The organism is Pseudarthrobacter sp. MDT1-22 (assembly GCF_054511035.1).
Map to the genome: position 1 here is coordinate 75,864 of NZ_JBTNDK010000006.1, position 24,527 is coordinate 100,390.

At 66.6% G+C, this 24,527-nt stretch carries 18 protein-coding genes and 2 pseudogenes; 6 read left to right on the forward strand and 14 right to left on the reverse strand.

The features are described 5' to 3' along the window. The first annotated feature begins 53 nt into the window (after nucleotides 1–53). Nucleotides 54–3,023: an AfsR/SARP family transcriptional regulator gene (locus ACX80M_RS06865; RefSeq protein WP_459309305.1), complete on the forward strand. Its 2,970-nt coding sequence runs from the start codon at nucleotides 54–56 to the stop codon at nucleotides 3,021–3,023. Nucleotides 3,024–3,038: 15 nt separating this feature from the next. On the opposite strand, the pseudogene ACX80M_RS06870 reads toward ACX80M_RS06865, so the two are convergent. Beyond that, a pseudogene (locus ACX80M_RS06870) lies at nucleotides 3,039–3,567 on the reverse strand (dihydrofolate reductase family protein). 244 nt (nucleotides 3,568–3,811) lie between these two features. Between ACX80M_RS06870 and ACX80M_RS06875 the strand changes: the two are divergent. Then, on the forward strand, nucleotides 3,812–4,318 hold the full coding sequence (locus tag ACX80M_RS06875; RefSeq protein WP_252613104.1) for a hypothetical protein: 507 nt from the start codon (nucleotides 3,812–3,814) through the stop codon (nucleotides 4,316–4,318). A gap of 30 nt (nucleotides 4,319–4,348) precedes the next feature. Here ACX80M_RS06875 and ACX80M_RS06880 read toward each other — a convergent pair whose 3' ends face one another. The 11 genes and pseudogenes from ACX80M_RS06880 to ACX80M_RS06930 form a co-directional block, all read right to left on the reverse strand. Next, nucleotides 4,349–5,257 (reverse strand): GGDEF domain-containing protein, encoded by a 909-nt coding sequence (locus tag ACX80M_RS06880; RefSeq protein WP_252613101.1) that lies wholly within the window; start codon nucleotides 5,255–5,257, stop codon nucleotides 4,349–4,351. Continuing rightward, complete coding sequence (locus tag ACX80M_RS06885) at nucleotides 5,254–8,760, reverse strand: response regulator (RefSeq protein ID WP_252613098.1); 3,507 nt, start codon at nucleotides 8,758–8,760, stop codon at nucleotides 5,254–5,256. Before ACX80M_RS06885 ends, ACX80M_RS06880 begins: the two co-directional genes overlap by 4 nt. A gap of 102 nt (nucleotides 8,761–8,862) precedes the next feature. Continuing rightward, entirely contained in the window at nucleotides 8,863–10,188 is a 1,326-nt protein-coding gene (locus ACX80M_RS06890) for an MBL fold metallo-hydrolase (protein ID WP_459309306.1), read from the reverse strand. A gap of 58 nt (nucleotides 10,189–10,246) precedes the next feature. Next, nucleotides 10,247–10,822, reverse strand: a complete 576-nt coding sequence (locus tag ACX80M_RS06895) for an EAL domain-containing protein (protein WP_459309331.1) — start codon at nucleotides 10,820–10,822, stop codon at nucleotides 10,247–10,249. 128 nt (nucleotides 10,823–10,950) lie between these two features. After that, on the reverse strand, nucleotides 10,951–12,324 hold the full coding sequence (locus ACX80M_RS06900) for a UDP-glucose dehydrogenase family protein (protein WP_252601203.1): 1,374 nt from the start codon (nucleotides 12,322–12,324) through the stop codon (nucleotides 10,951–10,953). Next, nucleotides 12,321–13,526 (reverse strand): glycosyltransferase family 4 protein, encoded by a 1,206-nt coding sequence (locus ACX80M_RS06905; RefSeq protein ID WP_252601201.1) that lies wholly within the window; start codon nucleotides 13,524–13,526, stop codon nucleotides 12,321–12,323. Before ACX80M_RS06905 ends, ACX80M_RS06900 begins: the two co-directional genes overlap by 4 nt. Nucleotides 13,527–13,614: 88 nt before the next feature. Further along, on the reverse strand, nucleotides 13,615–13,863 hold the full coding sequence (locus ACX80M_RS06910) for a hypothetical protein (protein ID WP_459309307.1): 249 nt from the start codon (nucleotides 13,861–13,863) through the stop codon (nucleotides 13,615–13,617). Between the two features lie 39 nt (nucleotides 13,864–13,902). Then, nucleotides 13,903–14,151: a flotillin domain-containing protein gene (locus ACX80M_RS06915; protein WP_252607894.1), complete on the reverse strand. Its 249-nt coding sequence runs from the start codon at nucleotides 14,149–14,151 to the stop codon at nucleotides 13,903–13,905. A gap of 542 nt (nucleotides 14,152–14,693) precedes the next feature. Beyond that, a pseudogene (locus ACX80M_RS06920) lies at nucleotides 14,694–15,287 on the reverse strand (SPFH domain-containing protein); the annotation flags it as partial. Between the two features lie 206 nt (nucleotides 15,288–15,493). Then, entirely contained in the window at nucleotides 15,494–16,351 is an 858-nt protein-coding gene (locus ACX80M_RS06925; protein WP_252601192.1) for an HNH endonuclease, read from the reverse strand. Nucleotides 16,352–16,716: 365 nt separating this feature from the next. Continuing rightward, on the reverse strand, nucleotides 16,717–17,175 hold the full coding sequence (locus tag ACX80M_RS06930; protein WP_141139800.1) for a DUF4383 domain-containing protein: 459 nt from the start codon (nucleotides 17,173–17,175) through the stop codon (nucleotides 16,717–16,719). Nucleotides 17,176–17,602: 427 nt separating this feature from the next. On the opposite strand from ACX80M_RS06930, the gene ACX80M_RS06935 reads away from it, so the two are divergent. Then, on the forward strand, nucleotides 17,603–18,919 hold the full coding sequence (locus ACX80M_RS06935; RefSeq protein ID WP_459309332.1) for a cell division protein PerM: 1,317 nt from the start codon (nucleotides 17,603–17,605) through the stop codon (nucleotides 18,917–18,919). A 42-nt stretch (nucleotides 18,920–18,961) separates the two neighbouring features. Here ACX80M_RS06935 and ACX80M_RS06940 read toward each other — a convergent pair whose 3' ends face one another. Then, nucleotides 18,962–19,390, reverse strand: coding sequence for a hypothetical protein (locus ACX80M_RS06940; protein WP_252601190.1), 429 nt, complete (start codon nucleotides 19,388–19,390; stop codon nucleotides 18,962–18,964). A 39-nt stretch (nucleotides 19,391–19,429) separates the two neighbouring features. On the opposite strand from ACX80M_RS06940, the gene purN reads away from it, so the two are divergent. Together purN and ACX80M_RS06950 are read left to right on the forward strand one after the other, a co-directional pair. Then, nucleotides 19,430–19,996 carry a phosphoribosylglycinamide formyltransferase gene (gene purN / locus ACX80M_RS06945; RefSeq protein ID WP_252601187.1) on the forward strand — a complete coding sequence of 189 codons (567 nt, stop codon included), beginning with the start codon at nucleotides 19,430–19,432 and terminating at the stop codon, nucleotides 19,994–19,996. Nucleotides 19,997–20,162: 166 nt separating this feature from the next. Beyond that, on the forward strand, nucleotides 20,163–21,104 hold the full coding sequence (locus tag ACX80M_RS06950) for a DUF559 domain-containing protein (RefSeq protein ID WP_459309308.1): 942 nt from the start codon (nucleotides 20,163–20,165) through the stop codon (nucleotides 21,102–21,104). 74 nt (nucleotides 21,105–21,178) lie between these two features. Here ACX80M_RS06950 and ACX80M_RS06955 read toward each other — a convergent pair whose 3' ends face one another. Continuing rightward, the gene (locus tag ACX80M_RS06955; RefSeq protein ID WP_252601184.1) at nucleotides 21,179–22,531 is read right to left on the reverse strand and encodes an MFS transporter; all 1,353 of its coding nucleotides are present in this window, start codon (nucleotides 22,529–22,531) and stop codon (nucleotides 21,179–21,181) included. A gap of 142 nt (nucleotides 22,532–22,673) precedes the next feature. Here ACX80M_RS06955 and purH point away from each other — a divergent pair, with 142 nt between their 5' ends. Beyond that, entirely contained in the window at nucleotides 22,674–24,368 is a 1,695-nt protein-coding gene (gene purH, locus ACX80M_RS06960) for a bifunctional phosphoribosylaminoimidazolecarboxamide formyltransferase/IMP cyclohydrolase (RefSeq protein ID WP_252601181.1), read from the forward strand. Nucleotides 24,369–24,527 lie beyond the last annotated feature (159 nt).

A 24,527-nucleotide genomic window follows, 5' to 3' on the forward strand; every position in this document is an offset into this window, starting at 1 on the left:
TACCGGGCCGACCAGGTCCGGGCCAGCGGCCGGTCGGTGAGGGGTGCTTGGCGATGGGCGCACTGTGGATCAGGACCCTGGGCCCTCTGGAAGTTGTTGCCGACGGGGCGCCGGTCATTGTGGGCAGCGGGAAGCTGCGGATCGTCCTGGAATGCCTGGCCCTGCGGGCAAACTCGGTGGTCTCCACTGACTTCCTGACTGAAGCCGTCTGGGACGGCCGCCCGCCCGCGCAGCCGGGCCCGCAGCTGCAGGTGTACGTGGCCAACCTGCGGCGCCTGCTCCAACCGGACCGGTCCAAGGGGATTGCTTCCCAGCGCCTGGCAAGCCGGCCGGGCGGTTACCTGCTGACAGTCACCGAGGACGAGCTCGACCTCCTGCAGTTCCGTGAACACGTCACCGCCGGTGAACTGGCCGTGCAGGCAGGAGATTTGGCCGGAGGCACCGAATATCTGCGCCAGGCTGTAGAGCTCTTCAAAGGGGCCGCCTTCCCGGACCTTGCCGACGTCGAGCTTCTGCGCCCGGACCTGGACGCACTGGAGGAAGCCCAGCTGGACGCGCACCAGGACCTCATCGACGTCGAGCTCGCTTTGGGCCGACACGGCACTTTGGTGGGGGAACTGCAGCGGCTCGTGTCCCGGCATCCATACCGGGAACGCCTGTGGGCCTCACTTGCGCTCGCCTTGTACCGCTCTGACCGGCAGGCCGATGCTTTGGCGGCATGCCGTAAAGCGCGGAGCATCTTCGTCGAGGAACTGGGTATTGATCCCGGTGCACGCCTGCAGGAACTGGAAGGCCAGGTCCTTCGGCAGGAAGCCTTGCTTGCGGCCCCCGCCGCTGACGGACACCGCAGGATCAGGCAACGGCTGGACAACCTCCCGGCCGAACTCACCCCGCTGGTCGGGCGGGAGGCAGAAATAAGAGAGCTGTGCTCAATGTATGCCGCGGAGGGGTGCAGGCTGGTTACCGTAACGGGCGCCGGCGGGACCGGCAAGACCAGGTTGGCCTTGGCAGCAGCGGCCCAGCTCGGTGAGCGAATGGCCGACGGCGTGGGCTGGGTCAATCTCGCCCCGCTCACCCAGACTCAACAAGTGCCGGCCGCCATAGTTGCTGCGCTCGGCTTGCAGGACCGGGCCGGAGAAGACCCGCTGAAGGTCGCGGCTCGCTTCTTACACTCGCGCCGGCTGTTGTTGGTCCTGGACAATTTCGAACATCTGGAGGAGGCGTGGCCGGTGGTGCTTGGCATGCTCACCGCCGCCCCCGACCTGCGGATTATGACCACCAGCCGACGAAGACTGGGACTGCGCGCCGAATACGAATATGAGCTCGCACCGTTGGCCCTGCCCCCGATTGACCAGCCCCTCCCGCCGACACTGCTACGGGAGGTGCCGGCCGTGAAGCTGCTCCTGGCCCGTGGCCGGGCAGTCCGTCCGCATTTCGATCTTAACCACGGCAACGCGGCTGTTCTCACCCGTCTGTGCCACCGCCTGGACGGCCTTCCGCTGGCAATCGAACTGGCAGCCGCCCAGTTGCGGGATCACAGTGAGGCTGAGCTCCTGGACGACTTGGAGGTCAGCCTTGCCGCGCTGCCGGCAGCCTTCCGCGACCTTCCGGACCGCCAGCGGACCGTCACGGCCACGATCGAGTGGAGCCACCAACTGTTGCGTAAGGCTGAGCGGCGGCTGTTCGATCAGCTCGGCGTCTTCGCTGCTGATCCGACTATGGCGGCAGTCAATAGCATCTGTGGTCAGCCTCCGGGCACGGAAACGATGCCTGAAGACTTGCTCATCTCCCTAGCCCGCCATAGCCTGCTGCATCGCTATACCGATCCCGCGGGACAAAGCCGCGTGTCGATGCTGCATTCGATTCGCGAGTTTGCCCGTGACCGGCTCCGGGTGCTCAACGATGGGTCGGCCGTTCGGCGCCGGCATGCCGAGTACTACCTCGGCCTCGCTGAGTCTGTCGGCCCACAGCTGTGGGGGCGCGAGCAAGTGGACGCCTTCCGGCTGCTGAATGCTGATACACCGGATTTACGCGCCGCACTGTTGTGGGCAACGGGGCCGGATGGCTCCACGGACCTGGCGCTTCGAATGGTCGGGCAACTCTGGCATTACTGGGAGCTCACCGAGGACGTGGCCGAGCAATGCGAGATCGCTCTCAAGCTGGTCGCGGGCACACCCGACGCTCCACCTTCGCTCCAAGCCCCTGCACTCAGTGGAGCAGCGACTCTGTGTTGGCTCCTCGGTCGCAACGACGCGGCGGCCGACCTTCACCACCGCGCGCTTGAGGCATTCCAGAGCGCTGGCAACGACGAAGGCGCCGCCTGGACCACGATGTGCCTGGCAGTGCAGGCGATGGAGATCAACGACACTATCACCGCCCACCGACTCGCTGCAGAAGCATTGGCCATACCTCATGCCAGCCCCCGGACTCGCGCTGCCGCATTCGTTGTTCTGGAGCGGTTAGCCTTCTACGCCGGTGACCACGCGCGAGCCCTTGACCTGAGCCGCGAGAGCGTCAGGCTTGTACGACCGCTCGGCGATCGATGGGCCCTCGGGGTAGTTTTGACTAACCTGGCCGAAAACGCAGAGCGGGCCGGCGACTACGACGCCGCGGAACGGCTGCTCCTCGAGGCGGTCGACGCTGGATTCGAGTTGGGTGCACAGGGCAACCTTGTGGGTTTCCTCGAGTCATTGGCCGGCGTCTACGTGGCCGGGCATGGCGTCGAGCTTGCCATTCGCGTGCTGGCGGCCGCCGACTCCTACCGTACCGACCGGGGCATTCCGCTCTACCCCGCAGAACAGCACCGCATCGAATCGATCATCACCAGGGCGCGCTCCGAGGCCGGTGCGATCCGTTTCGGCCTGGCCTGGACGGCCGGGCAGGCTCTGACCCTCACCCAGATCGTCAAGGACGTGCTCCGCACTAGGCAGGAGGGTAAGCAGCAGGAATTCGTTGCCGACCAGCACATTTATTCATCTTCTGACCAATCTGCAGAAAGTGCCCTGAGCGCGGCGCCGTGGTGACCGCCGCTTTGCCCGTTATTCGCCCAGCAGTCCGTAGGTGCTGACGACGTTGCCCTTCGTGGTCCGGTACTGGCCCTTGAGGCCGAGCCGCGTCACGGGGCCGCCGTCCTGGAACAGCTTCCGGCCGCTGCCGGCCACCACGGGGTGTGTGATCAGGGTCAGCTCATCCAGCAGCCCGGTGAACAGCAATTGGCGCACCACGGAAATGCTGCCGGTGACGGCGATCTCGCCGCCGTCGCGCTCCTTCAGGCCCGCCACGAAGGTGGGAGTTCTGCCACTCGAGCGGCTCCGTCAGCGTCCGGGAGGCCACAAACTTCTCCACCGGGTTGATGAAGCCGGCGAAGTCCTCGTCCACCGACGCTGTGGGCCAGTACCCAGCCCATTCCTGGTAGCTCACCCGGCCAAGCACCACGGTGTCCACGCTTTCCATCATGCGGGTCAGGGCCTTGCCGAGGTCGTCGTCGAAGCTGTCGAATTGTCAGAGGAACGGGTCCGAGACCACGCCGTCAACGGAGTGGAACAGGCCGGACGTAACTTTGCGCATGAGGACCTCCAAGATCAGGGCGGGTGTCATCCACGGTATTGGCAATGCCCGCAGCTCGGAAGCCCCCGCCGGTGGTTGAGCCGGGCGAAACCTGGATCTCGACGGGCTCGATCACCGCTCTCGAGCGGGCCGCAGTTAGGTTCGTCACCACCGCCTGCGTGTTGCGCGAATCCGCGGGCCTGCAGCCGCATACTGGTGTTCATGCGGCCTCTCACCGCACCCCGGCCAGGCAGGAGGAAAATGCATGGAAACCCTGAAGAAAATCGTACGCAACCAGTACTTCCCCGCGGCCGCGGTGTTGACGGCAGTATTGCTTTTCTGGATCATCGCCATGTTCGGCGGGCTCTCCCTGTTGAACAACAACCAACCTCCCATGGCCACCCTGACGTGGATGCTGTTCGTCTATGCCGCGGCTGTCCTGACGCCGCTGGCAGGCATCCTTGCCGGTGTGGACCTGGTCCGCCGCTGGCGCCGCAACCGGATGTATGCGTTGATTGAGCTGGAGCAGGACGGGACCGCCCAGTACGAAGCCGCGCAGGATGAACGGGTGCAGGACGAGGAAGCTGAGGCCCCGGTGCAGCCCGCCGAGCCCGAAGCCCGAAGGCAGTCCGCCCCGAAACAGCCCGCACAGCACCGCCCGGTAACCCAGCAGCAGCCCGCCAAGCGCCATCCGGTGCAGCAGCAGCCTGCTCAGCAGCAGACCGCGAAGAAGCAGCCGGGTCAGACCAAGCAGCGCAAAAAAGCCGCGTAGCCACCGGCCAATACAGGCCAAGGCTAAACGCTACAGCGCCAGCTCCACCCGGTTCCGGCCGGCCGCCTTCGCGGTGTAGAGGGCGGCGTCGGCTTCACCCAGGAGGGTGTCGGCGTCTGCCCGGTGCTCGGCCGTGAACGCGGAAATCCCGGCGCTCAGCGTCAGCTGCCCCAGCGGATCCCCGGAGTGGACAATTTCCAGCTCGCGCACGGTATCCAGCGCCCGCTCCATAAAGGCCTTTGCGCTCAGCTGTGACTGGTTCGGCAGGACCAGCAGGAACTCCTCGCCGCCGTACCGGTACACGCCGTCGGTTTTCCGCGCCGCACTCACCAGCGCCCCCGCCACGGCACGCAGCGCGAGATCGCCTGCCTGGTGCCCGTAGATGTCGTTGTAGCTCTTGAAGTTGTCCACGTCGCACATGGCCACGCAATACCCCTCCGTGTACCGCTGGCTGCGCGCATGCAGCTGCTCGAGGTCCTCGGAGAGCTTGAGCCGGTTGTGGAGGCCGGTCAGTGGATCGGTCCGCGCCTGCTGCGAGAGCACCTTCCGGTAATGGGCCAGATCAGCGTGCAGCGTGGTCACGCGGAGCGCCACCAGCAGCCGGGCATGCAGGACAAACGGATCCAGCGGCTTGGTGACGTAGTCGTCCGCCCCGGCTGCGAGCCCGGCGAGCACATCGTCCCGGGATCCTTGCGACGTCAGCAGCACGATGTACGTGTACAGGTCCGCCTCGCGCGCCCGGATGGCCCGGCACAGCGCCAGCCCGTCCATCCCGGGCATCATCCAGTCCGTGACCACCACATCGGGCTGGTGTTCCAGGTACAGGGCCCACGCCTCGTCACCGTCGGCCGCCGTCAGGCAGTCATGCCCGGAGCGTTTGACGGCGGCGCGGGCCACCAGGAGCGAGCCCGGATCGTCATCTGCCACCAGGACTTTCACTGTGCCACCTCCAGCGCTAGATCGAGTTCAAAGTCCACACGCACCAGCTCAGCTTCCAGCCGGCTGACCAGCTGCCGGCCGCCGTCGAGCTTTCCGCTGCGTCCCATGTCCTCCAGCTCGCCGCTCAGACTTGCGACGGCGGTAGCTCCGATGTTGGCCGCCGCACCCTTCAGGGCGTGCGCGGCCTGCGCCAGAGCCGGCCCGCCGCCGTTGGTCACCGCTTCGCGCAGTGCCGCGAGCCGCGCGGGAACGTCCTTCCGGAACGCCTCCGTCGTTGCGGGCAGCAGGCCCAGGCCGTCCTCGGGGCCGAGGTCGCGCAGCATGGCCAGCCGGTCCGCATCCAGCGCCGGCGGACGTCCACCGGTGACGGCCAGCAGCTGGGGAGCCTCCTCCCGCTGAGGAGCCGTCGGCTCCGGCGGCGCAGAACGCTCCGTGGCCTGCTCGGGGACCCAGCGGGCCAGGGCGGCTTCAAGCTCGGCGGCATCCACCGGTTTGGAGAGGTAATCGTCCATGCCGGCGGCGAGGCAGCGTTCCCGGTCCCCGTCCAGGGCGCCGGCGGTCATGGCGATGATGGGAAGGTGGCTGGCCCCGCCGTCGCGCCGACGGATGATGCGCGTGGCCTCGAACCCGTCCATCACCGGCATGTGGCAGTCCATCAGGACGGCGGCGTACCGCGTGCTGGCGGTGGCGGCCACGGCTTCGGCGCCGTCGGCAACCACGTCCACCGCGTAGCCGAACTTGGTCACCGTGGCGCGGGCCACCAGCTGGTTCACCTCGTTGTCCTCCACCACCAGGATGCGGCCCCGCAATGCGCCCCGAAGGGAGGACTCAGGCGACGACGCATCGGACGACTCCGGGGAGGACTCGGGCGACGAACCGGACGACTCAGCCGACGGCTCAGCGTCGGAAGGCCGGCCGGACCCAGAAGCCGCCGGGGCATGGTGTTCACTCGTGGACATCAGCCGGATCAGGCGGTTGTAGAACTCGGAGCTGCGGACCGGTTTCATGAGCCATTCGCGGACTCCCGCGTCGGCGATCTCGGCGGCGTTGACCTGCATGGTGGACGTGAGCATGATCAGCTCGATGTCCGCCAGAGCGGCGTCGGCCTTGAGTTCGCGGGCCAGCTCCAGGCCATCGGTATCCGGCATGCAGAGGTCCAGTACGGCCAGGTGGAAGGGCACTCCGGCCGTTGCGGCTTCGTGGGCGCGGGCCAGCGCGGCGCGGGCATCCGGCACGGCCTCCGGCTGCAGCTTCCAGCCGCGCAGCTGGGATTCCAGCACCAGACGGTTGGTGGCGTTGTCGTCCACCACCAGGACGCGCAGCCCGGTAAGGAAACCGGCGGCCGGCACGGGATCCGTGGACGGCGGTGCCACAGGCACGGGGATGCGGAACCAGAACGTGCTGCCCTCCTCCGGGACGCTTTCGAGCCCGATCTCACCGTCCATGGCCTCAGTGAGCCGGCTGCAGATGGCCAGGCCCAGCCCGGTGCCGCCGTAGCGCCGGGTGGTGGAAGCATCAGCCTGCGAGAAGGATTCGAACAGCCGCGCGTGGTGCGAAGGGTCGATCCCGATTCCCGTATCGCGGACCTCGAAGCAGACCATGGCGGTGGCCCCGGGTTTCGCGTCAGGCGTCTCCGTCGTCACCCGGATGGACACCTCACCGGCCGCCGTGAACTTCACGGCGTTGGAGGCGAGGTTGAGCAGGATCTGGCGGATCCGGCCGGAATCACCCTGCAGCCTGGCCGGAACGTCCGGTTCGCAGTAGGCGATCAGCTCCAGGTTTTTGGCCTGCGCGGGCTCGGTCAGCAGGCCCGCCACTTCCTCCACGAGGACGCGGGGATCGAAGGCGCGGATATCCAGGTCAACCTTGCCGGCTTCCAGTTTGGAGAAGTCCAGGATGTCGTTAATGAGGGACAGCAGCGCCTCGCCGGCGCCTTTGACGCCCTGGGCGTACTGCTTCTGCGTCTGGTCCAGAGGCGTCGTCTCAAGCAGCAGTGCGGTGAGCCCCACTACGCCGTTCATGGGGGTGCGGATTTCATGGCTCATGGTGGCCAGGAACTCGGACTTGAGCCGGCTGGATTCCAGCGCCGCTTCCCTGGCCGCCTTCAGCTCCAGTTCGGCGGCCCGGCGCAGCGTGATGTCCCTGGCGATAACGGCGATCCCGCGGACTGTCGCTCCTTCACGGATGGGGGAAATGGTCAAGGACACGGGGATGATGGCGCCGTCCTTGCGCAGGTGCTCCGTTTCGAAGCTCATGGCCTCGCCGCCGTCGCGGAGCTGCTCGAAAACCTCGTCGCCGCCGTCCGTACTGCCCGGCGGCAGGAGGAAACGCGCGTCCCGGCCGATCGCTTCCGCGGCCGTGTAGCCGTACTGGTGCTGCGCTCCCGGGTTCCAGCTGGTGATGATGCCGTCGGGCGTGGTGCTCAGGATGGCGTCCGTGGAGGAGTTCACGATCGCGCCCAAGCCCTCCAGCTCAGCCGTCCTGGCCGCCACTTCCTGCTCCAGCCCGGTGGTCAGGGTCAGGTTCTCGATGACGATCAGCACCTGGCGGACCAGGACGAGAGCCATGGTGACTCTTGCCACCACCAAGAGGAAAGTACTCATTTCCTGCACATGCGGGGCCGCGAGCACCACCACAGCCACCAGGATGGGTGCGTAGGGGAGCAGCTCCAGGGCCAGCGCAAACGCCCTGCGGTCCGGCCGCGGGTTTTCCGCATAGGGGACCAGCGGTGCCAGCGCAATCAGGAGGAAGGCGATAATCCAGCCCAAGGCGAGCGGTGAACCGGTGACTCCCGTGACGCCGTCGGACGTCAACCGCACGTAGCTGCTGTCCGTGACAGTGAGGACCAGCAGGCCGCCGCCGAAGCACAGCCAAGGCAGCCGTTCGCCGGGCTGCCGGCGCATCCCCAGGACCAGCACCAGCGACGTGATGATCACGTCCACCACAGGGTAGGCCATGGTGGTGAGCCGGGTCAGGAGGTTGCCCTCGGCGCTGAGGGCCGGGCCCAGCGTCACGTACCAGCTGATCGCCAGGACCGAGCCTGCGATGACCGCTGCGTCCAGCACTGGCCGGAGCAGTCCCACGCGGGTGGTGCCGCCTGGGCGCTTAAAGCTGAAAAGCGCGACGGCGGCCGGCACCGAATGCGCGAGGAACAGGGCATCGGCCAGGGAGGGGAACGGGTACACGTGGTTGTTGGCGAGCCCGAAGTAGGTCCAGACCGCCTGGCCGGCGGCCCAGACATAGGCGGCCACCGACATCAGGGTCCATGCGCGCGCGTTCACCCCACCGCGGCGAGCGGCCCGGGCGCAGCTGCGACCTGCCAGCGCGGCGGCCACGAGGATGGCGAAGTCGCCCGCCACCATCGCCGCCGGAGTGCCGCTGTTGGCAGCAAGAAACAGTCCGAGCACGCCCAGCACCACGGCAGAAAACACTATGAGCCAACCCCAGATGGCCATTCTCTTGCCGATGGCGGGACGTTGATTCAGAAGACCGGTCTGAGACACGCGGATCCTTCCCCATAGGTGCGCCCGTCACCCACAAAAAACCGAGACCTGGGCCCGCCCGAGACCTGGGCGGAGACGCATCCTTATGCTATCCCTCACAACTCAAGAAGGACCGTACTTCGCGTCCACATGAACTACCCGCCGGCCCGCGCGCTGCAACAGGCTTGCAGCCACCCCGGAGCGGTATCCGGTGGCGCAGTGCACCCACACCGTGCCCGCCGGAATCTCGGCCATCCGCGTCAGCAGCTCATGCAGCGGGATGTTCACCGCCCCGGCGACGTGGCCGGCGTCGTACTCTTCCGTCCGGCGGACATCGAGCACCACGTCCCCGGCGCTTCGCCCGTGCAGCAGATCTTCCCAGCCCACACGCGGATAGTGCACGACGGCGGTGCCAGGCGCGAGTGCCGACGGCTCCGCTCCGAGGGCGGCGTCGGGGGAGTCGATGCCGATGCGGCAGAGGTCCCGGATGGCCTTTTCGACGTCGTCCTCTGCACCGACCAAGGTGAGCTGCTGGTTCCACGGCAGGACCCAGCCCAGGTAGGCGGTGAAACTGGAGCCGCGGCCGTACTCGAAGCTCACCGAGCCCTGGAGGTGGCTGCTGGCGAACGCCACCCGGTGGCGCAGGTCAACCACCCATTCGCCGTCCGCGAGCCGGCGCGAGAGCTCTGTTGCGTCCAGTGATTCGGGCAAGGTGAGGTCCGCCGGGCCTGGCCCCTGCCGGTTCGCCGGGGCCATGTGCGCGTAGTAGGACGGGTAGGCGGTCAGGTTGTTGATGAGCTCCTGCACAAAGTGGTCCTCATCGGCGTCGGTGAACGCGTGGTTGGTTTCCTGCTGCTCGGCGATGGTGGACCATCGGGCGCTCGACGCCGGCCCCGACGAGCAGAACGAGCCGAACCCGTGCGTGGGGTACAGGGCAGCGTCCGGATTGGCCCCGGCGGCCAGGCGGCGGACCGAGGAGTACTGGTCGTGGGTGAGCTGTTCGGTGTCCTCGTCGCTGACCAAATCAGTCCGGCCCACTGACCCGTAGAGCAAGCTTCCGCCCGAGAACACGGCCTGCTCCTCGCCGTCGCTGACAACGTAGCTGAGGTGGTGGTGGGTGTGGCCGGGCGTGGCCACCGCCTTCACGGTGAGCCGGCCCACATGGACCGTGCCGCCGTCGGCTATTGGCGTGCGTTCAAACGCGACGTCGTCGTTTGCGCTCACCAGGTACAGGGCACCGTGCGCACGGGCGAGGATGAGGCCGCCACTGAGGTAGTCGTTGTGCAGGTGGGTTTCGGCAACATGCGTGATCCGGACGTTGGCTGCCGCCGCCGCAGCCTCCACCCGGTCCGTGTCCCGCTGCGGATCGATGACCAGCGCCACCTCGCCGTCGTGGACCAGGTAGCTGCGGTCCCCGAGCGGGCGGGTTTCGATGACAACGACGTCCATAGATCCATTGTCCTCGCCTTGCCGGACGCGTGCCCGGATTCCCATTTGGCAAAGATGCTTAGCCTGGGCCGGAGCGGCTCGCCAACGCATAGAGCGCATGTCCGGCGTTCTTCAGCGCGTGCTCGAAGCGGTCGGCCGGTTCCGGGTGCGAGAACAGGTAGCCCTGCAGCGAATCGCATTCGAGTGCGATGAGGTAATTCGCCTGCTCGTCGGTTTCGATGCCTCCTGCTGTGACGGTCAGTCCCAGGCTGTGCGCCATATTGATCATGGAGCTCAGGATGGGCAGGCGTTCCGTGCCGGTGCGAACCATGGAGACAAACGTCTTGTCGATTTTGACGATGTCCACCGGCAGCTCCTGCAGCCGTCCCAGCGAGGAGTAGCCCGTACCGAAATCGTCCAGCGCCACCCGGGCACCGGCCTCCCGCAACCGGCTGAGCTGTTCGATCACGTTGCAGTCGGCGTCGAAGAACACGCTCTCGGTTACCTCGAAAACCAGCTGGTAAATGCCCACGCCGCACGATTCCGAAAGGTCCAGGACTTTCTCGGCAAAGTCGAGTTCCTGCAGCTGGACCCCCGAGACGTTCATGGACAGCGCCTGGATCCCCCCATGCCCTACCACCCCCACGGACATCATAAAGTGCACGTGCGGATCGTGGAGCGAAAATGCGTGACTTTCGCGCGGCCGCCGGAATTGGAGGTCCGGGAATTGGCGCTTCTGCTGGTGCGCGGTGCCCGAATCCGGCTAAGAGTTACGCACTTCTGTCAGGCCCGCGTCGGCAATGTGATGGGAGCCGCCCCCGCAGGCCTACCCAGCCCGCGGACCACCCAGCCTTCCGCCTGCCAGGCAGCGGCGTCGAGCACGTTCCTGGCGTCCAGGATCATCCGCCGCCGCACCAAAGCGCCCGCAGCGGCAGGGCTCAGGCGCAGGTACTCGTCCCACTCAGTGAGGAGGAGCACCAGCTCCGCACCCTCCAAGGCCCGTGTTGCCGGGGTCTCGAACCGCAGTTGCGGATACCGCAGCCAGGCGTGGTTCACGGCCTTGGGATCGGTCACTGTCACGTGTGCGCCGGCGGCTGCCAGCCGGGCCGCGACGTCCAGGGCGGGGGAGTCGCGGATGTCATCGGTCTCGGGCTTGAAGGAGGCTCCGAGGATGGTGATCGCGCGTCCGGCGAGCCCGCCCCCGCACAGTTCCGCGGCAAGCGACACAGTCCGGGTCCGCTGGCGGACGTTGATGGCATCCACCACACCCATCCAGTCGTTCACCGGATCCACGCCCAGAGAGGCGGCCTGGCTGCGAAGGCTGCGGATGTCCTTGGGCAGGCACCCGCCGCCGAAGCCCAGCCCGGCATGCATGTAGCGGTTGCCGATTCTCGGGTCCATGCCCATGGCCTCGCTGAGTTCGGCCACGTCCGCGCCGGACGCGTCGCACAGTTCGGAAATGGCGTTGATGAAGCTGACCTTAGTGGCCAGGAACGCGTTGGCGGCCGACTTGATCAGTTCAGCCGTGGCAAAGTTGCACACCAGGCGCGGAATCCCGGCGTTCAGCAGCGGCTCATAAACGGCATCCAGCGCGGCCGTCACGGCACGCGGCGCCCCGGTCTTGGGGTTGAAGGCCGCGGCGCGTCCGCCCGCCACACCGTAGACCAGCCGGTCCGGGACCAGCGAGTCCTTCACCGCTGTGCCCTGCCGCAGGAACTCCGGGTTCCACCCCACCTGCACGTCCGGCCGCCCCGCGAGGACGCCCTGGAGCATGTCCACCGTGCCCACGGGCACGGTTGATTTACCGACGACGACGGCGCCCCTCGCCAGGTGCGGGAGCAGCGCCTCGGTGGCGGAAACGAGGAAGGTGAGGTCGGCGCCGTCGGACGTCTTGGACTGCGGCGTCCCGACGCACAGGAAGTGGACCTGGGCGCCGGCGGCAGCGGCGACGTCGGTGGAGAACGTGAGGCGGCCGGTGCTGCGTCCGTCGCGGAGCAGTTCGTCCAGGCCGGGTTCGAAGAAGGGGGCCTGGCCACGGCCCAGCTGGTCCACTTTGGTGGCGTCCACGTCGATGCCCACCACGGTGTGGCCCATGGACGCGAGCGTGGCGGCGTGCACGGCGCCGAGGTAGCCGCAGCCGATCACCGATATTTTCACAGGGACGCTCCACTTTTGGTTTGGGCAGGCTCAACCACCGGGCGGCGGCTCTTGGTTTCGACGGTTTCAGCCAACGGTTCTCCGGCGATTACTGATTGGTACTGACGCACCAGCTCGGCGCTGAGCACCGGCCACGTCCGCGGCTGTACCGAGGCGTGCGCTGTCCTGGCGAACGCGCGGCGCTTGGCGTCGTCGCCCATCAGGTCCATCACCCGGGCCCGGAAACCGGCCAGGTCGCCGGGCTGGTACAGCCAGCCCGTACGGGAGTTTTCCACCAGGTCCAGAGGCCCGCCGCGGCCCGTGGCCACCACCGGCACCCCCGATGCCATGGCCTCCTGGATGGTCTGGCAGAACGTCTCGAACTCGCCGGGATGGACAAAAAGGTCGAAGGACGCCACCGCCTTCGCCAGCTCCTCACCGCCGAGGAACCCGGTGAACACCGCGTCCGGCAGGGCTTCCTGCAGGGCGGACTTTTGGGGTCCGTCGCCCACAATCACCAGCTTGGTGTTCGGGACGTTGGCGAGCGCGGCGAGGTCCTCCACCTGTTTTTCGATGGCCAGCCGGCCGACGTAGCCGATGATCCGCTCACCGCCGGGGGCAACCCTTGCCCGCCACCCGGCGTCGCGCTTTTCCGGCGAAAACCGCGCGGTATCCACACCGCGCCGCCACATGCCCACCCGCGGAATCCCGCGGCCGCGCAACTGGTTCAGCGCGAAGGTGGACGGCACCAGGGTGCGGGTGGCCAGCAGGTGGATGTTCTCCACCCGGTTCCATGCCCAGTTCTCCAGGAATGGCACACCATAGCGGGCGGCGTAGCTGGGAACCTCGGTCTGGTAGATGGCTATGGTGGGGATCCCCAACTGATGCGCGGCCTGCACTGCCCGCCACCCGAGGATAAACGGCGATGCGAGGTGGACAACGTCGGGTGCGTAGTCGGCAAGGATTCGCTTGACCCGGTACACACCGCCCATCGCCACTCGAACGTTGGTGTAGCCGGCCAGCGGAACCGCGGGAACCCGGTGCACCGTCGCGCCGTGAACCACCTCGGCCGGTCCCACGAACTCGGAGACAGCATAGGTGGAAGGGGCGATGACCAGGACGTCGTGGCCCTGGTCCTCCAGGTGTTCAAGCACCCTCAGGATGGAGTGGGTCACTCCGTTCATCAGCGGCAGGAATGACTCGGCAACAATTGCGATCCTCACCCCTCCACGGTGGGCGCGTCGCCTGTCGGGGCGGGGTCACCTGGGTTGAGTAGAGGGAAAGGTTGGGTTAACAGATCAGCGCTTGGGGTCAGCCGCCTTCGCCGTGCCGCAGCACGTCCGGGAGTTCGTCCACATAGACCGTTTGCGGCGGCTCGAAGTAGATGACCAGCACTTCGTCGCCCACCGCGAAGATGCTCGTCTTGTTGAATGGGTGGGCGTGGAACGCGTTGGTGCCGCCCAGGTAGGGCAGCATGACCTCGCCGAGGGTTCCGGGCCCAATGCGCCCGGTCACGCGGCCGATCTTGCCGGTAAGGCTCCGGTCAACGTTTCTATGCATCGGGGCCTTTCGCGGGGCGCTTGCCTTCCCGGCTGTTCTTCAGTGCCGAGGACAAGGCAGGAAGGTAGTCACCCACTGAGCCAGGATGCCGCCCAGCATCTTGTTGACGCCCTCGCCGCCGTTCAGCACGGTCATCTGGCCCACGTGGGAGAAAGGCTCGGCCGCTGCGGCGATGATGGCCGGCATGTTTTCGGCCAGCTGCTGCGAAATGACGGCGTCCTGGTTGGTCCCGAGTGCTTCGGCCCGCGCCTTGATGCCGTCTGCCTCGGCCAGCGCCTTGGCCTTGATGGCGGAGGCCGCGGCGTCACCGCGGGCCCTGGTGGCAGCGGCTTCGGCCTCGCCGGTACCTTCGTGGCTCCGGCCGCGGCCGCCGCGGCAGTGGCGTTCGCCTGGGCCTGCAGCTCCGTCCGGCGGGCGTTGGCCTGGGCCTCAAGTTCCGTGCGGCGGGCCAGCGCTTCGGCGGCGCTGATGTCCGCCGCTTTCTGGCCCTCCGCGTCTGTGCGCTTGGCATACGCCCTGGCGTCGGCGGGCTTCCGGACCGTGGTCTGGAGCTTCTGCTCCTCCCGGTCCGCCTCAAGCTTGGCCACTTCCGTTTCCTGAACGACGACGTGCTGCCGCGCGGTCGCATCCGCCAGCGGTCCCGCCTGGGCGGCCTCGGCTTTGGCCCGCTCGGCGTTCGCCTGCGCCACCGACTGCCGGATGGCCGAAACGCTCTGCGCGTCCGCGATCATTGCAGCCGCCTCGGCCTCCTTCTCGGCCGCCTCACGGTTCCGCGTGGCCTCCGCGATCCGGGCCTCCATTTTGACCTGGGCGATGTGGGGCTTGGCGATGTTCTGGATGTACCCCGTGGGGTCCTGCAGGTCCTTGATCTGCAGCGAATCCACCACCAGCCCCAGCTTCTCCATTTCCACTCCGCTGGCGCTGCGGACCTGGGACCCCATCTTGTCCCGTTCGCGGATGATCTCTTCAACGGTCATGCTTCCGATGATGGACCGCAGGTGGCCCTCAAAGACGTTGTAGACCTGGCTTTCCATTTTGGGCTGCTGGCCCAGGAAACGCCTGGCCGCATTTGCGATAAACGGCGGGGCGTCACCGATTTTGTAAATTACCACGCCTTCCACAATCACCTGGATGCCCTGCCAGGTCACGCAGGAAACCTTAAGCTCCGTTTCATTCAGCGTCAGGGAAAGCGTGCGGACGGTCTGCAGGCCCGGAAATACCAGGGCGCCCTTTCCGGTGACAATCTTGAAGTCCATCCCGGCCCGGGTTTCCAGGGTTCCGCGGGTCAGGCCGGAGATGATCAGGGCCTCATTGGGCTCCGCCACTTTCCACATCAGTTTGATGGCCCCCCAGACAAAGCCGACCACCAGCATTGCCCCGATAATCGCGGCAAGAAGCGGGAAGAATGCTGACAGATCCGGCATGACGAGGTCCTTTCGCGCGTGCGGAACAGGCCTCCCAGGAAAGCCCCAATAATGGCAGCTGCTCAGTCCCTGCCGGTATTGCGTGTCTCCAATTCCGGCCAGCCGGCCAGCTGTTGTAGACAGTCTGGTTGGCGCCCGCCCAAGAGTCCAGGGCACGGGCTGTTGCGTGGGGGTTTCAACAGGCTGGATCTCGACCGGCCAGGTTCCTATTTGCCGAGGATCTCGCGGGCAACGCGCTGGGCCTCAATCTCCTCAGGGGCAACGGTGGTTCCGCGGAGGTACCCGGCGGTGGCCATGATTTGACGCAGCTCGGCCTGCGTGCGCGGCGTGCTGACTCCGTGGTGGGCCATGCCATGGCAATTGGCACAGAGCGGAACCAGATCCGTGAGCGGATCCAGCTGGTAGCCGCCGCCGAGTTGGGCCGCCGGCACCACATGGTGGACGTCGATGAAGTCCTTGCCGAGCTCCCCGTACGCCAGTTCGAAGGAGAACCCGCAAGCCGCGCAGCTGTTGCCGCGGTGCGCGATACACGCCCGCCGGGCCTCGGGGTCACGCTCGTAGCGGTTGGCGGCGACGCGCACGACGGCGGTCTCGGGGTATGTGCCGGGCACAGGTTGGGTTGGGTCGGGTCCTTGTGCCGGTCCGTGAGTGGCCCAGAGCGCAAGGACCGCGGCTTCGTCGCCGGACTCCAGCGCCATGCCCCCGGTTTCGGCGCTGTCCCAGACGACGCCGGGCACCGCTGCGTCGAGGACCGCCGCAGGCACGTGGTCGCCCAGCGGCAGGAGCGCATCGAACGCCACCTGCGCGGTGAACTCAGGCTGGCCCGACGACGTGGCCGCTTGATCCGGGTGCCCGGGCTGCCCCGACAGGACAACGCCATGGCCGATCAGGCCGGGGCCGTGCGCTCCCAGCAGGAGCAGCCACACGCCGGTGCCGGGGGCAACGCTCCGGCCCACGCTCCAAGGCTCCAGGTGCAGCCCTGTCACGGCGACGTGTTCAGTAACAGCCGCGTAGTTCCAGCGGTTCCAGCCGGCCGGGTCCCAGCCCAGGATGATGGCGCTCATGGGGCCATTGTTGCAGGCTCCATGGCCCGTGCCGCCTTTGGCGCGAACGGACACTTGGGGGCCCTGACTTCCAAGCGCGAACTTGCAGGTAATACCGTCAAAACCGAGTTTTGAGGGTATTACCTGCCGGTTCGCGCCACGGCGGGCAACAAGTGACCGTTCGCGCTGGACCCATTGCGGGGCACTAAGTTGCCACGCGATCAGAACGTGGCCACGCGCCGCCGTCGGCCGCTAAGAAGCCCACAAAGAAGCCGGTGCAGCTGTTCGCGGAACGCGGCAACTGCACCGGCGAGTAGGACGAAAATTCAGAACTTATTGATCATTTCTCATTCGCGGCTCCTGTATCCCGGCCTGTCATTTCCGGGCTATTTCCTCTCGCCGGACATGTTCCTGGAGAACAGCCAGCCAGCAGCTACCATCGCTACGCCCAGCACCAGGTGGGTCCAGTTGTCAGCCATGTTGAACGACAGGAAGTTGGCCGCCGAGTCAACGCCGACACTGAGCCCGAAAATGCTGAGGATGATGTACAGCGCGCCTGCTCCGATGAGGAAGTTCCGTGCGCCGTGTTCGGTCCGGGACATCGCCCAGCCCGTTGCGCCAATGGCCAGCTGCACAATATTGAGCAGCATGGACACCTGGAACAGCCCAAGGAACATTGCATGGGAATCAGGTCCCAGGAACATCAATTCGCTGTACTGGGTGGTGACGCCGGGGATAAAGCCCAGGGCACCCACCACCAACAACAGGATACCTACTCCCATGCCCGCATTCTGGACGTCTGCGCGCCCAAAATGAACGTGTGCATGTGGGGATGCGGTAGTCATTTTTTCTGCCTCCAACCACTGATTGCGGACATTCCAATCTTACGGCGGACCCGCGGAAAAAGCGCCGAATCAGCCCCGGATGGGGACATCTGCCCAGCGACATGAGCGACCCGGACGAGGCGCCCCGACACTCTGAACGCCCGACGACGGCGCCATCACCGGCGGCGGCCGTCCCGCCGTCGTCGTCCGGTTCTTCGCCTGCCACGGGCCCCGCCGGCCGGTGATGGGGCAGTCGGTGAACAAGGACAGGCAGTGCGACATCGTGTGCTCGCGGGAGCCGGGCCGGATGGCCTGCGCCCACCTCCGGACCGGTCACGGGTTCACGATCAGCGCGGCGGACTACGAACTCTGGTGAGGCGCGTCTCGCATGGAGAATGAGCCTGTCGAAGCCCGGTCCGAAGCCCCGGCCGTGACACCATGGGACACGATGAAACTGCGCGCTGATCAGACCGGAGACCGAGGCCTTCCCATGCCCTTGTGGCTGCAGGGAGGCCTCGAAACGGCGCAGGCTGCCATCATCTCCGCGCTCCTGGCGGTGGTTCCCATTGTGGCCGTGTGGGCCACCGCGGGCTTCCAGAACACCGCCTTTGATGCCCTGGCCCGACTCGCCGGCCAAGGCTGGCTGCTGATTCACGGGGTGCCGCTGCAGCTCGCCGTGGTCTCCGGCGAGGCTGGTGCGGCCGGCAGTCCAGGCTCCGGCCTGCTGACCCTGGTGCCCCTCGGCCTGACCCTGATCCCGTTTTTGCTCGCCTGGCGTGCGGGGCGGCGCCTGGCCCGGGCCTCCTATACGGACCAGCTGTGGCAGGCGCTGCTCGGGTCATGGGTGGTCTACTCGGCGTTCGGCGCTGCCACCGGCTTTGTGTGCCGCACGGCCGACGTCGTCATTAACATCTGGTTGGCAATGCTCATCCCGCTCATCCCGTTCGCCCTCGGCATGGTGATCGGTGCCCGCCGCGAGGCAGGCTCATGGAGCCGGCTGATCGGCGTCGACGCAGTCGACTGGATCTATCGCACCAGCCAGCATTCCCGCTGGGCCGGCTCCTATCTGGGCTCCGCCGCGAAGGCGGGCTGTGTGGCCCTTCTAGCGGCGTTTGGGCTCGCCGGTGTGCTCCTGGCCGTGGACCTTTTTATCCACTGGAACCTGGTGATTGCTGTCTATGAAGCGCTCGACGCCGGCGCGGTAGGGGGTGCCGCCCTCACCATCGCGCAGCTTGGGTATCTGCCCAACCTTGTGGTTTTTGCGCTGGCCTGGGTCTCGGGCTCGGGCTTCGCCCTGGGCGTGGGCTCGCAGGTGGGGCCGCTTGGCACAGCCACCGGGCCGCTGCCGTCCATCCCGGTCTTCGCCGCTATCCCTTCGGGTCCGCTGGACTACGGGTTCATGGCGCTGGTGCTGCCCGTTCTGGCGGGGATCCTGGCCGGCTGGTGGTTCCTGCGCGAAGGCGAAAACCACTTCGACGAGTGGCTCTCCATCAAGATTGACGCGCGCTGGTTCACGGCCACGGTGTCCACCCTTGCCCTCGGCGCGCTGGTGGGCGTTGTGTCCGGGCTGCTGGCCGCGGGCCTGGCCTGGCTGGCCCGCGGCTCCGCCGGGCTGGGCCGCCTCACGGCCATCGGACCCGACCCCTTGTGGATGGGACTCTGGATTGCCGCAGAGGTGGGCATCGGCGTAGTGATCGGTTACGCAGCCGGACCGTGGCTGGAACGCCAGCAGCACATGGATGAGGAAGCGGAACTGGCCCGCTGACTTTCGTGGCTGTTGCTGGCGTGGCTGTTGCTGGCGTGGCTGCTACCGGAGACCCGGCAGCGAGCTTTCCAACTGGACCCGGCAATTGGAGAGCGCCTGGTCAGTGAGGGCCTCGCGTGAGCAAGTCTGGAAGTCCTGGACCTGGCGGAAAAACAGCGCCGTGGCCAGGATGACCAGCAGCATGATCAGGGAGACCACCAGCCCCGAGATGGTGCCGAACAGGACCAGCTTGGACTCCTTGAGCCGAGCCGACCGGACCAGCAGAAGGATACCCAGCACAAAGCTCGCGGCGGTCAGGATGCCGGTGAGCCAGAGGTAGCTGACGTCGAGCTGGTAGACGAAGAAGGCGCCCAGCACGGTGACAATGAAGATCCGGAACAGGTTGCGGGTTTTGGTGAGCGAGTCCTTGGCGGCGTCGCTGAGCGGCTGTTTGGTCCGTTGCTGGCCAGCCGGTTCCGGGGTGTTGTTCATGTTTTCCAGCCTACGCGAGCGTGCCCATAAGCTAGACCCATGCGCATCGTAGTCCTCGTTTCCGGCACCGGGTCCAATCTCCAGTCAGTCATCGACGCCGTCAAGGCAGGGGAGCTGGACGTGGAAATCGCGGCGGTGGGTGCCGACCGGGAGGGGACCTACGGCGTCGAACGATCCTCGGAAGCCGGGCTGGAGACGTTTGTGGTCAACTTCAACTCCTTCCCCACCCGCGACGAATGGGATGCCGCGCTGACCGCCCGCGTGGCGTCCTACGCCCCGGACGTGGTGGTCTCCTCCGGCTTTATGCGCATTGTCAGCGCCGACTTCATCGCTGCCTTCCACGGCAAGTACCTCAACACCCACCCGGCCCTGCTGCCCGCCTTCCCCGGCGCTCACGGCGTCCGCGATGCCATGGCCTACGGCGTGAAGGTCACCGGCTGCACGGTGCACTGGGCCGACGCCGGTGTGGACACCGGGCCCATCATCGCCCAGGAAGCCGTCACGATTGAACCGGGCGACACCGAGGAATCCCTGCACGAACGCATCAAGGTGGTGGAGCGCCGCGTCCTCGTCAACACCCTGGCAGCCCTCGCCGCCGCTTCCTAATCCCCACCCAACCCCAACCCTCCCCACCCAACCCTCCCCCAACTAAGTAGCGCTATCTGTCGTTTTGACCGCCCAAAACGACAGATAGCGCTACTTAGTTTGGCAGGTGGGCAGGAACCTGTGGATAACTTCAGCGGCGTTTTCGCGGGGCTGCCAACATGGGCACATGAAAGTCCCCCGTTCTCTGCCGGAGCCGCTGGCTGTGCTGCCGTTCACCTTGAAAGAAGCGGCCGACGCGGGGATCACCGAACGGCAGTTACGTCACCAAGGTCTGGGGCGGCCCACCCGTGGAGTCCGGGTGCCAAGGGCAGACGACGTGGCCGTGTACGGCCTGGCGCCCAACATTCGGCCGTATACCCAGGTCACGGAGTTCGCGGCAGCTTCGCACGCCTCTGCGTTCTTGCTGTGGCAGTTCCCCGGGTTCCTGCCGGGGAGCGATGATCCACTGATTCATATCTCGCGCCCGGACACGGTAGCCATCATGCGCCGACCAGGGGTGAAAGGCCACAGGGGTCAGTTCTTTGCCGACGAAATTGTCACCCTCAACGGCCTGTTGATCACGTCCCGGGCGCGGACGTGGCTGGATTGCGCCCGGAAGATGAGCATTGACGAGCTAATTGTGGTTGCCGATCACATGCTGAGGATTCCCAGGCCTGATTTCGAGGGCAGATCCGAGCCTTATGCCACGCCGGCGGACCTGGCGGAAATGCTCGACCGGCACAAAGGAACGCCCGGCATTCAAAAGGCGCGCCTTGCCCTTGAGCAGGCCCGGATCGGGTCCGACTCTGCCCCGGAAACCAAACTTAGGCTGGCCCTGGAGAACCGCGGGCTGCCAGAACCGCGACTGAACGTTCCCGTGTTACTGGGCGCCGGCGTCGTACGTCAACCGGATCTCGCCTACCCGGAACAAAAAGTTGCAGTGGAGTACGACGGCGAAGGCCATTCCGAGACGGCGCAGATCGTCCGTGACATTGCCCGCGAAGAGGACTTTGCCAGGGCGGGGTGGTTGCTGGTCCGGATCTCGAAACGGCACATGGAGAACGAAGCCCGGGCCGCCGTCGCCAAAGTCCGCTCAGCGCTGATGAACCGCGGCTGGTCGCCCAACTAAGTAGCGCTAACTGTCGTTCTGAGCGCTCAAAACGACAGTTAGCGCTACTTAGTTGGGTGGGGCGACGCCGGGGGCTACTCGAGGCGGCGCTGCTTGGTTTCGGGGGAGAAGAACGCCATCCACAGGACGGCCACCAGCACCAGCCCGCCGGCCAGGGCGAAGGACGTGGCCAGGCCGAGCTCGGGCCAGAAGTAGTTCGCAAATATCAGGGGCCCAAAACCAGCCCCCAGCCGCGAAAATGTTGACGCCCAGCCGAAACCCGTGCCGCGGAGCTCGGTGGGGTACAGCTCAGACACATAGGCGTAGAGCACCGGAATCGCTATCTGCACCACAAATCCGAACACCAGCAGCCAGAACACCGCCGCCGTGGGGATGTCGACCACAATCGCCACGATCACCAGGGTCAGCGCGGACAACGGGCCGGTGATGGCCAGGATCCATTTGCGGCCCACACGCTCCACCAGCAGCGCGGCCACAACCACACCCAAGAGCCCAACCGCGGCCATGGACGCCGTGGTCACAAACGCCTTGTACTCGGCGAAACCAGCGCCGATCAGGATCCGCGGCATCCACGTCAGGGACAGGTAGTAGACCAGCAGGATGCTGAAGAACAGGGCCCAGGCCGTGGCCGTGATCTTCCAGTTGAACTGCCACACCAGCCGCAGCTGGTGCCACGCGCTGCCGGCGGAGAGTCGCGGAACTTCCTGCGCGTCGGGCAGGCTGTAGGCGCGGGGTTCGGCGCCGGTTGCCGCCACGAGGTCGTCGATGACCTTGGCAGCTTCCTCGCGGCGCCCCTTGCGGATGAGGAACAGCGGCGACTCCGGAACGCTGCGCCGGACCCAGAACACCAGGAGCGCAGGCAGCACCATCACCAGCATGGTCAGCCGCCAGTCGCCGAACACCGCCACGAGGCCGGCGGACACAAAACCGGCAAGGGCCGCGCCCACCGGCCACCAGCCGTCCATCGCGGTGAGGACCTTCCCGCGCTGCTTGCGTGGTGTGAACTCACCCACCAGCGCGTAGTCCACGGGAATGCAGCCGCCCAGACCGAAGCCGGCCATAAAGCGGAACGCGCAGAACCAGATGAAGTCGGGGGAGAAGGCGCCCAGGACCGTGAAGAGCGAGAAGATCAGCAGCGTGGCCGTAAACGCCTTCTTCCGCCCGATCGTGTCCGCGATGGTTCCCCACACAAACGCGCCCAGGGCCATGCCGATCAGGTTGGACGTACCCACCCAGGCCACCTCGCCGGGAGCCAGGGCCCAGTGCGTCGAGAGCAGCGGGATGAGGATGCCATTAAGCGTCACGTCCCAGGCATCGAACATAAAGCCGAGGCCGCCGATCACGAAGATCCTGCCCTGGACTTTCCAACGCCAGGGCAGTTCCTGTACCACTTGTTCGCCGCTGGGCACAGTGGTGTAAGTATTCATCGCAGCCTCCTGTGAAAACTCTAACCGTGCCCACTGACGTTCACACTGCCGCCGGCAAGCGGGGCAAACCGCACAACACGATAAACTGGGCCCATCCCCACCAACCGCGGCACTGTTCCGCGAGATCAGACGGAGACTTTTTGTGAGCGTCACGCAGCCTGACCGTGTATCCATCGACCGTGTTCCCATCCGCCGGGCGCTGATCTCGGTCTACGACAAGACCGGTCTGGAGGATCTCGCCAAGGGCCTGCACGCAGCCGGCGTGAAGATCGTCTCCACCGGTTCCACGGCCAAGAAGATCGCCGCGGCCGGTATCCCGGTGCAGGAAGTCGAAGAAGTCACAGGGTCTCCGGAAATGCTGGACGGCCGCGTCAAGACGCTGCACCCGCGCGTCCACGGCGGCATCCTGGCGGACCGCCGCGTCCCCGCGCACATGGAAACCCTCGCCGGCATGGAAATTGAAACCTTCGACCTGGTGGTGGTGAACCTCTACCCGTTCGTTGAGACCGTGAAGTCCGGCGCCGCGCAGGACGATGTCGTTGAACAGATCGACATCGGCGGCCCCGCCATGGTCCGTTCGGCAGCGAAGAACCACGCCGCCGTCGCCATTGTTGTGGACCCCACGTACTACGGCTCCGTGGTCACCGCCGCCGCTGAGGGCGGCTTTGACCTGAAGACCCGACGGCGGCTGGCCGCCAAGGCGTTCGCCCACACCGCGTCCTATGACAACGCCGTGGCCACCTGGACTGCCAGCCAGTTCCTGGATGAAGACGGCGACGGCGTCATCGACTGGCCTGCCTACGCCGGCCTCTCGCTGGAGCGCTCCGAGGTTCTCCGCTACGGCGAAAACCCGCACCAGCAGGCCGCGCTCTACGTGGACAAGGCCGCCCCGGCCGGAATCGCGCAGGCGGACCAGCTGCACGGCAAGGCCATGAGCTACAACAACTTTGTCGACGCCGACGCCGCCCTCCGTGCCGCGTTCGACTTCGCCGAGCCCGCCGTCGCCATCATCAAGCACGCCAACCCGTGCGGTGTCGCCGTTGGTTCCGCTGATGCTGCAGACCCGATCGCCGACGCCCACGCCAAGGCCCACGCCTGCGACCCCGTCTCCGCTTTCGGCGGCGTCATCGCTGCCAACCGCACGGTCACCGCCGCCATGGCGCAGACCGTTGCCGGCATCTTCACCGAGGTTGTCATTGCCCCGGACTTCGAGCCGGAAGCCGTGGAGATCCTCGCCAAGAAGAAGAACATCCGCCTGCTGGCCCTGCCCGAAGGCTACGACCGCTACCCGGCAGAAATGCGCCAGGTTTCCGGCGGTGTCCTCGTACAGATGAGCGACAAGGTGGACGCCGACGGCGACAACCCCGCCAACTGGACCCTCGCCGCCGGCGAAGCCGCTGACGAAAAGACGCTCGCGGACCTCGCCTTCGCCTGGACTGCCTGCCGTGCCGCCAAATCCAATGCCATCCTGATCGCCGATCACGGCGCAGCCGTGGGCATCGGCATGGGCCAGGTCAACCGGCTGGACTCCTGCCGCCTGGCCGTCGAGCGTGCCAACACGCTGGGCGTTTCGGTGGAGTCCGACGTCGAAGGTGCTGGCGGCGCGGCTGGTCCGTCGACGACGGAGGCGAGCGTTGCACCCGAGCGTGCCCGCGGCGCCGTCGCAGCCTCCGACGCGTTCTTCCCGTTCGCTGACGGCCTGCAGATCCTGATCGACGCCGGCGTCCGCGCCGTGGTCCAGCCGGGCGGTTCCGTCCGGGATGAGGAAGTGGTCGCCGCGGCCAGCGCGGCCGGCATCACCATGTACTTCACGGGTGCCCGCCACTTCTTCCACTAAGCGGCTAAACGTCGACGGCGCCTGTCCCCGCTGAGGGGACAGGCGCCGTCGGGCCTTAACGGGCAGCTAGGAAGGACGTGGTGCCGGGTCCGCGCCCCGCTGCATGAGGCGCGGACCCCCTTCCGGAAGCCGAAGCTCCCGGGGCTTGGCATCGGCCAT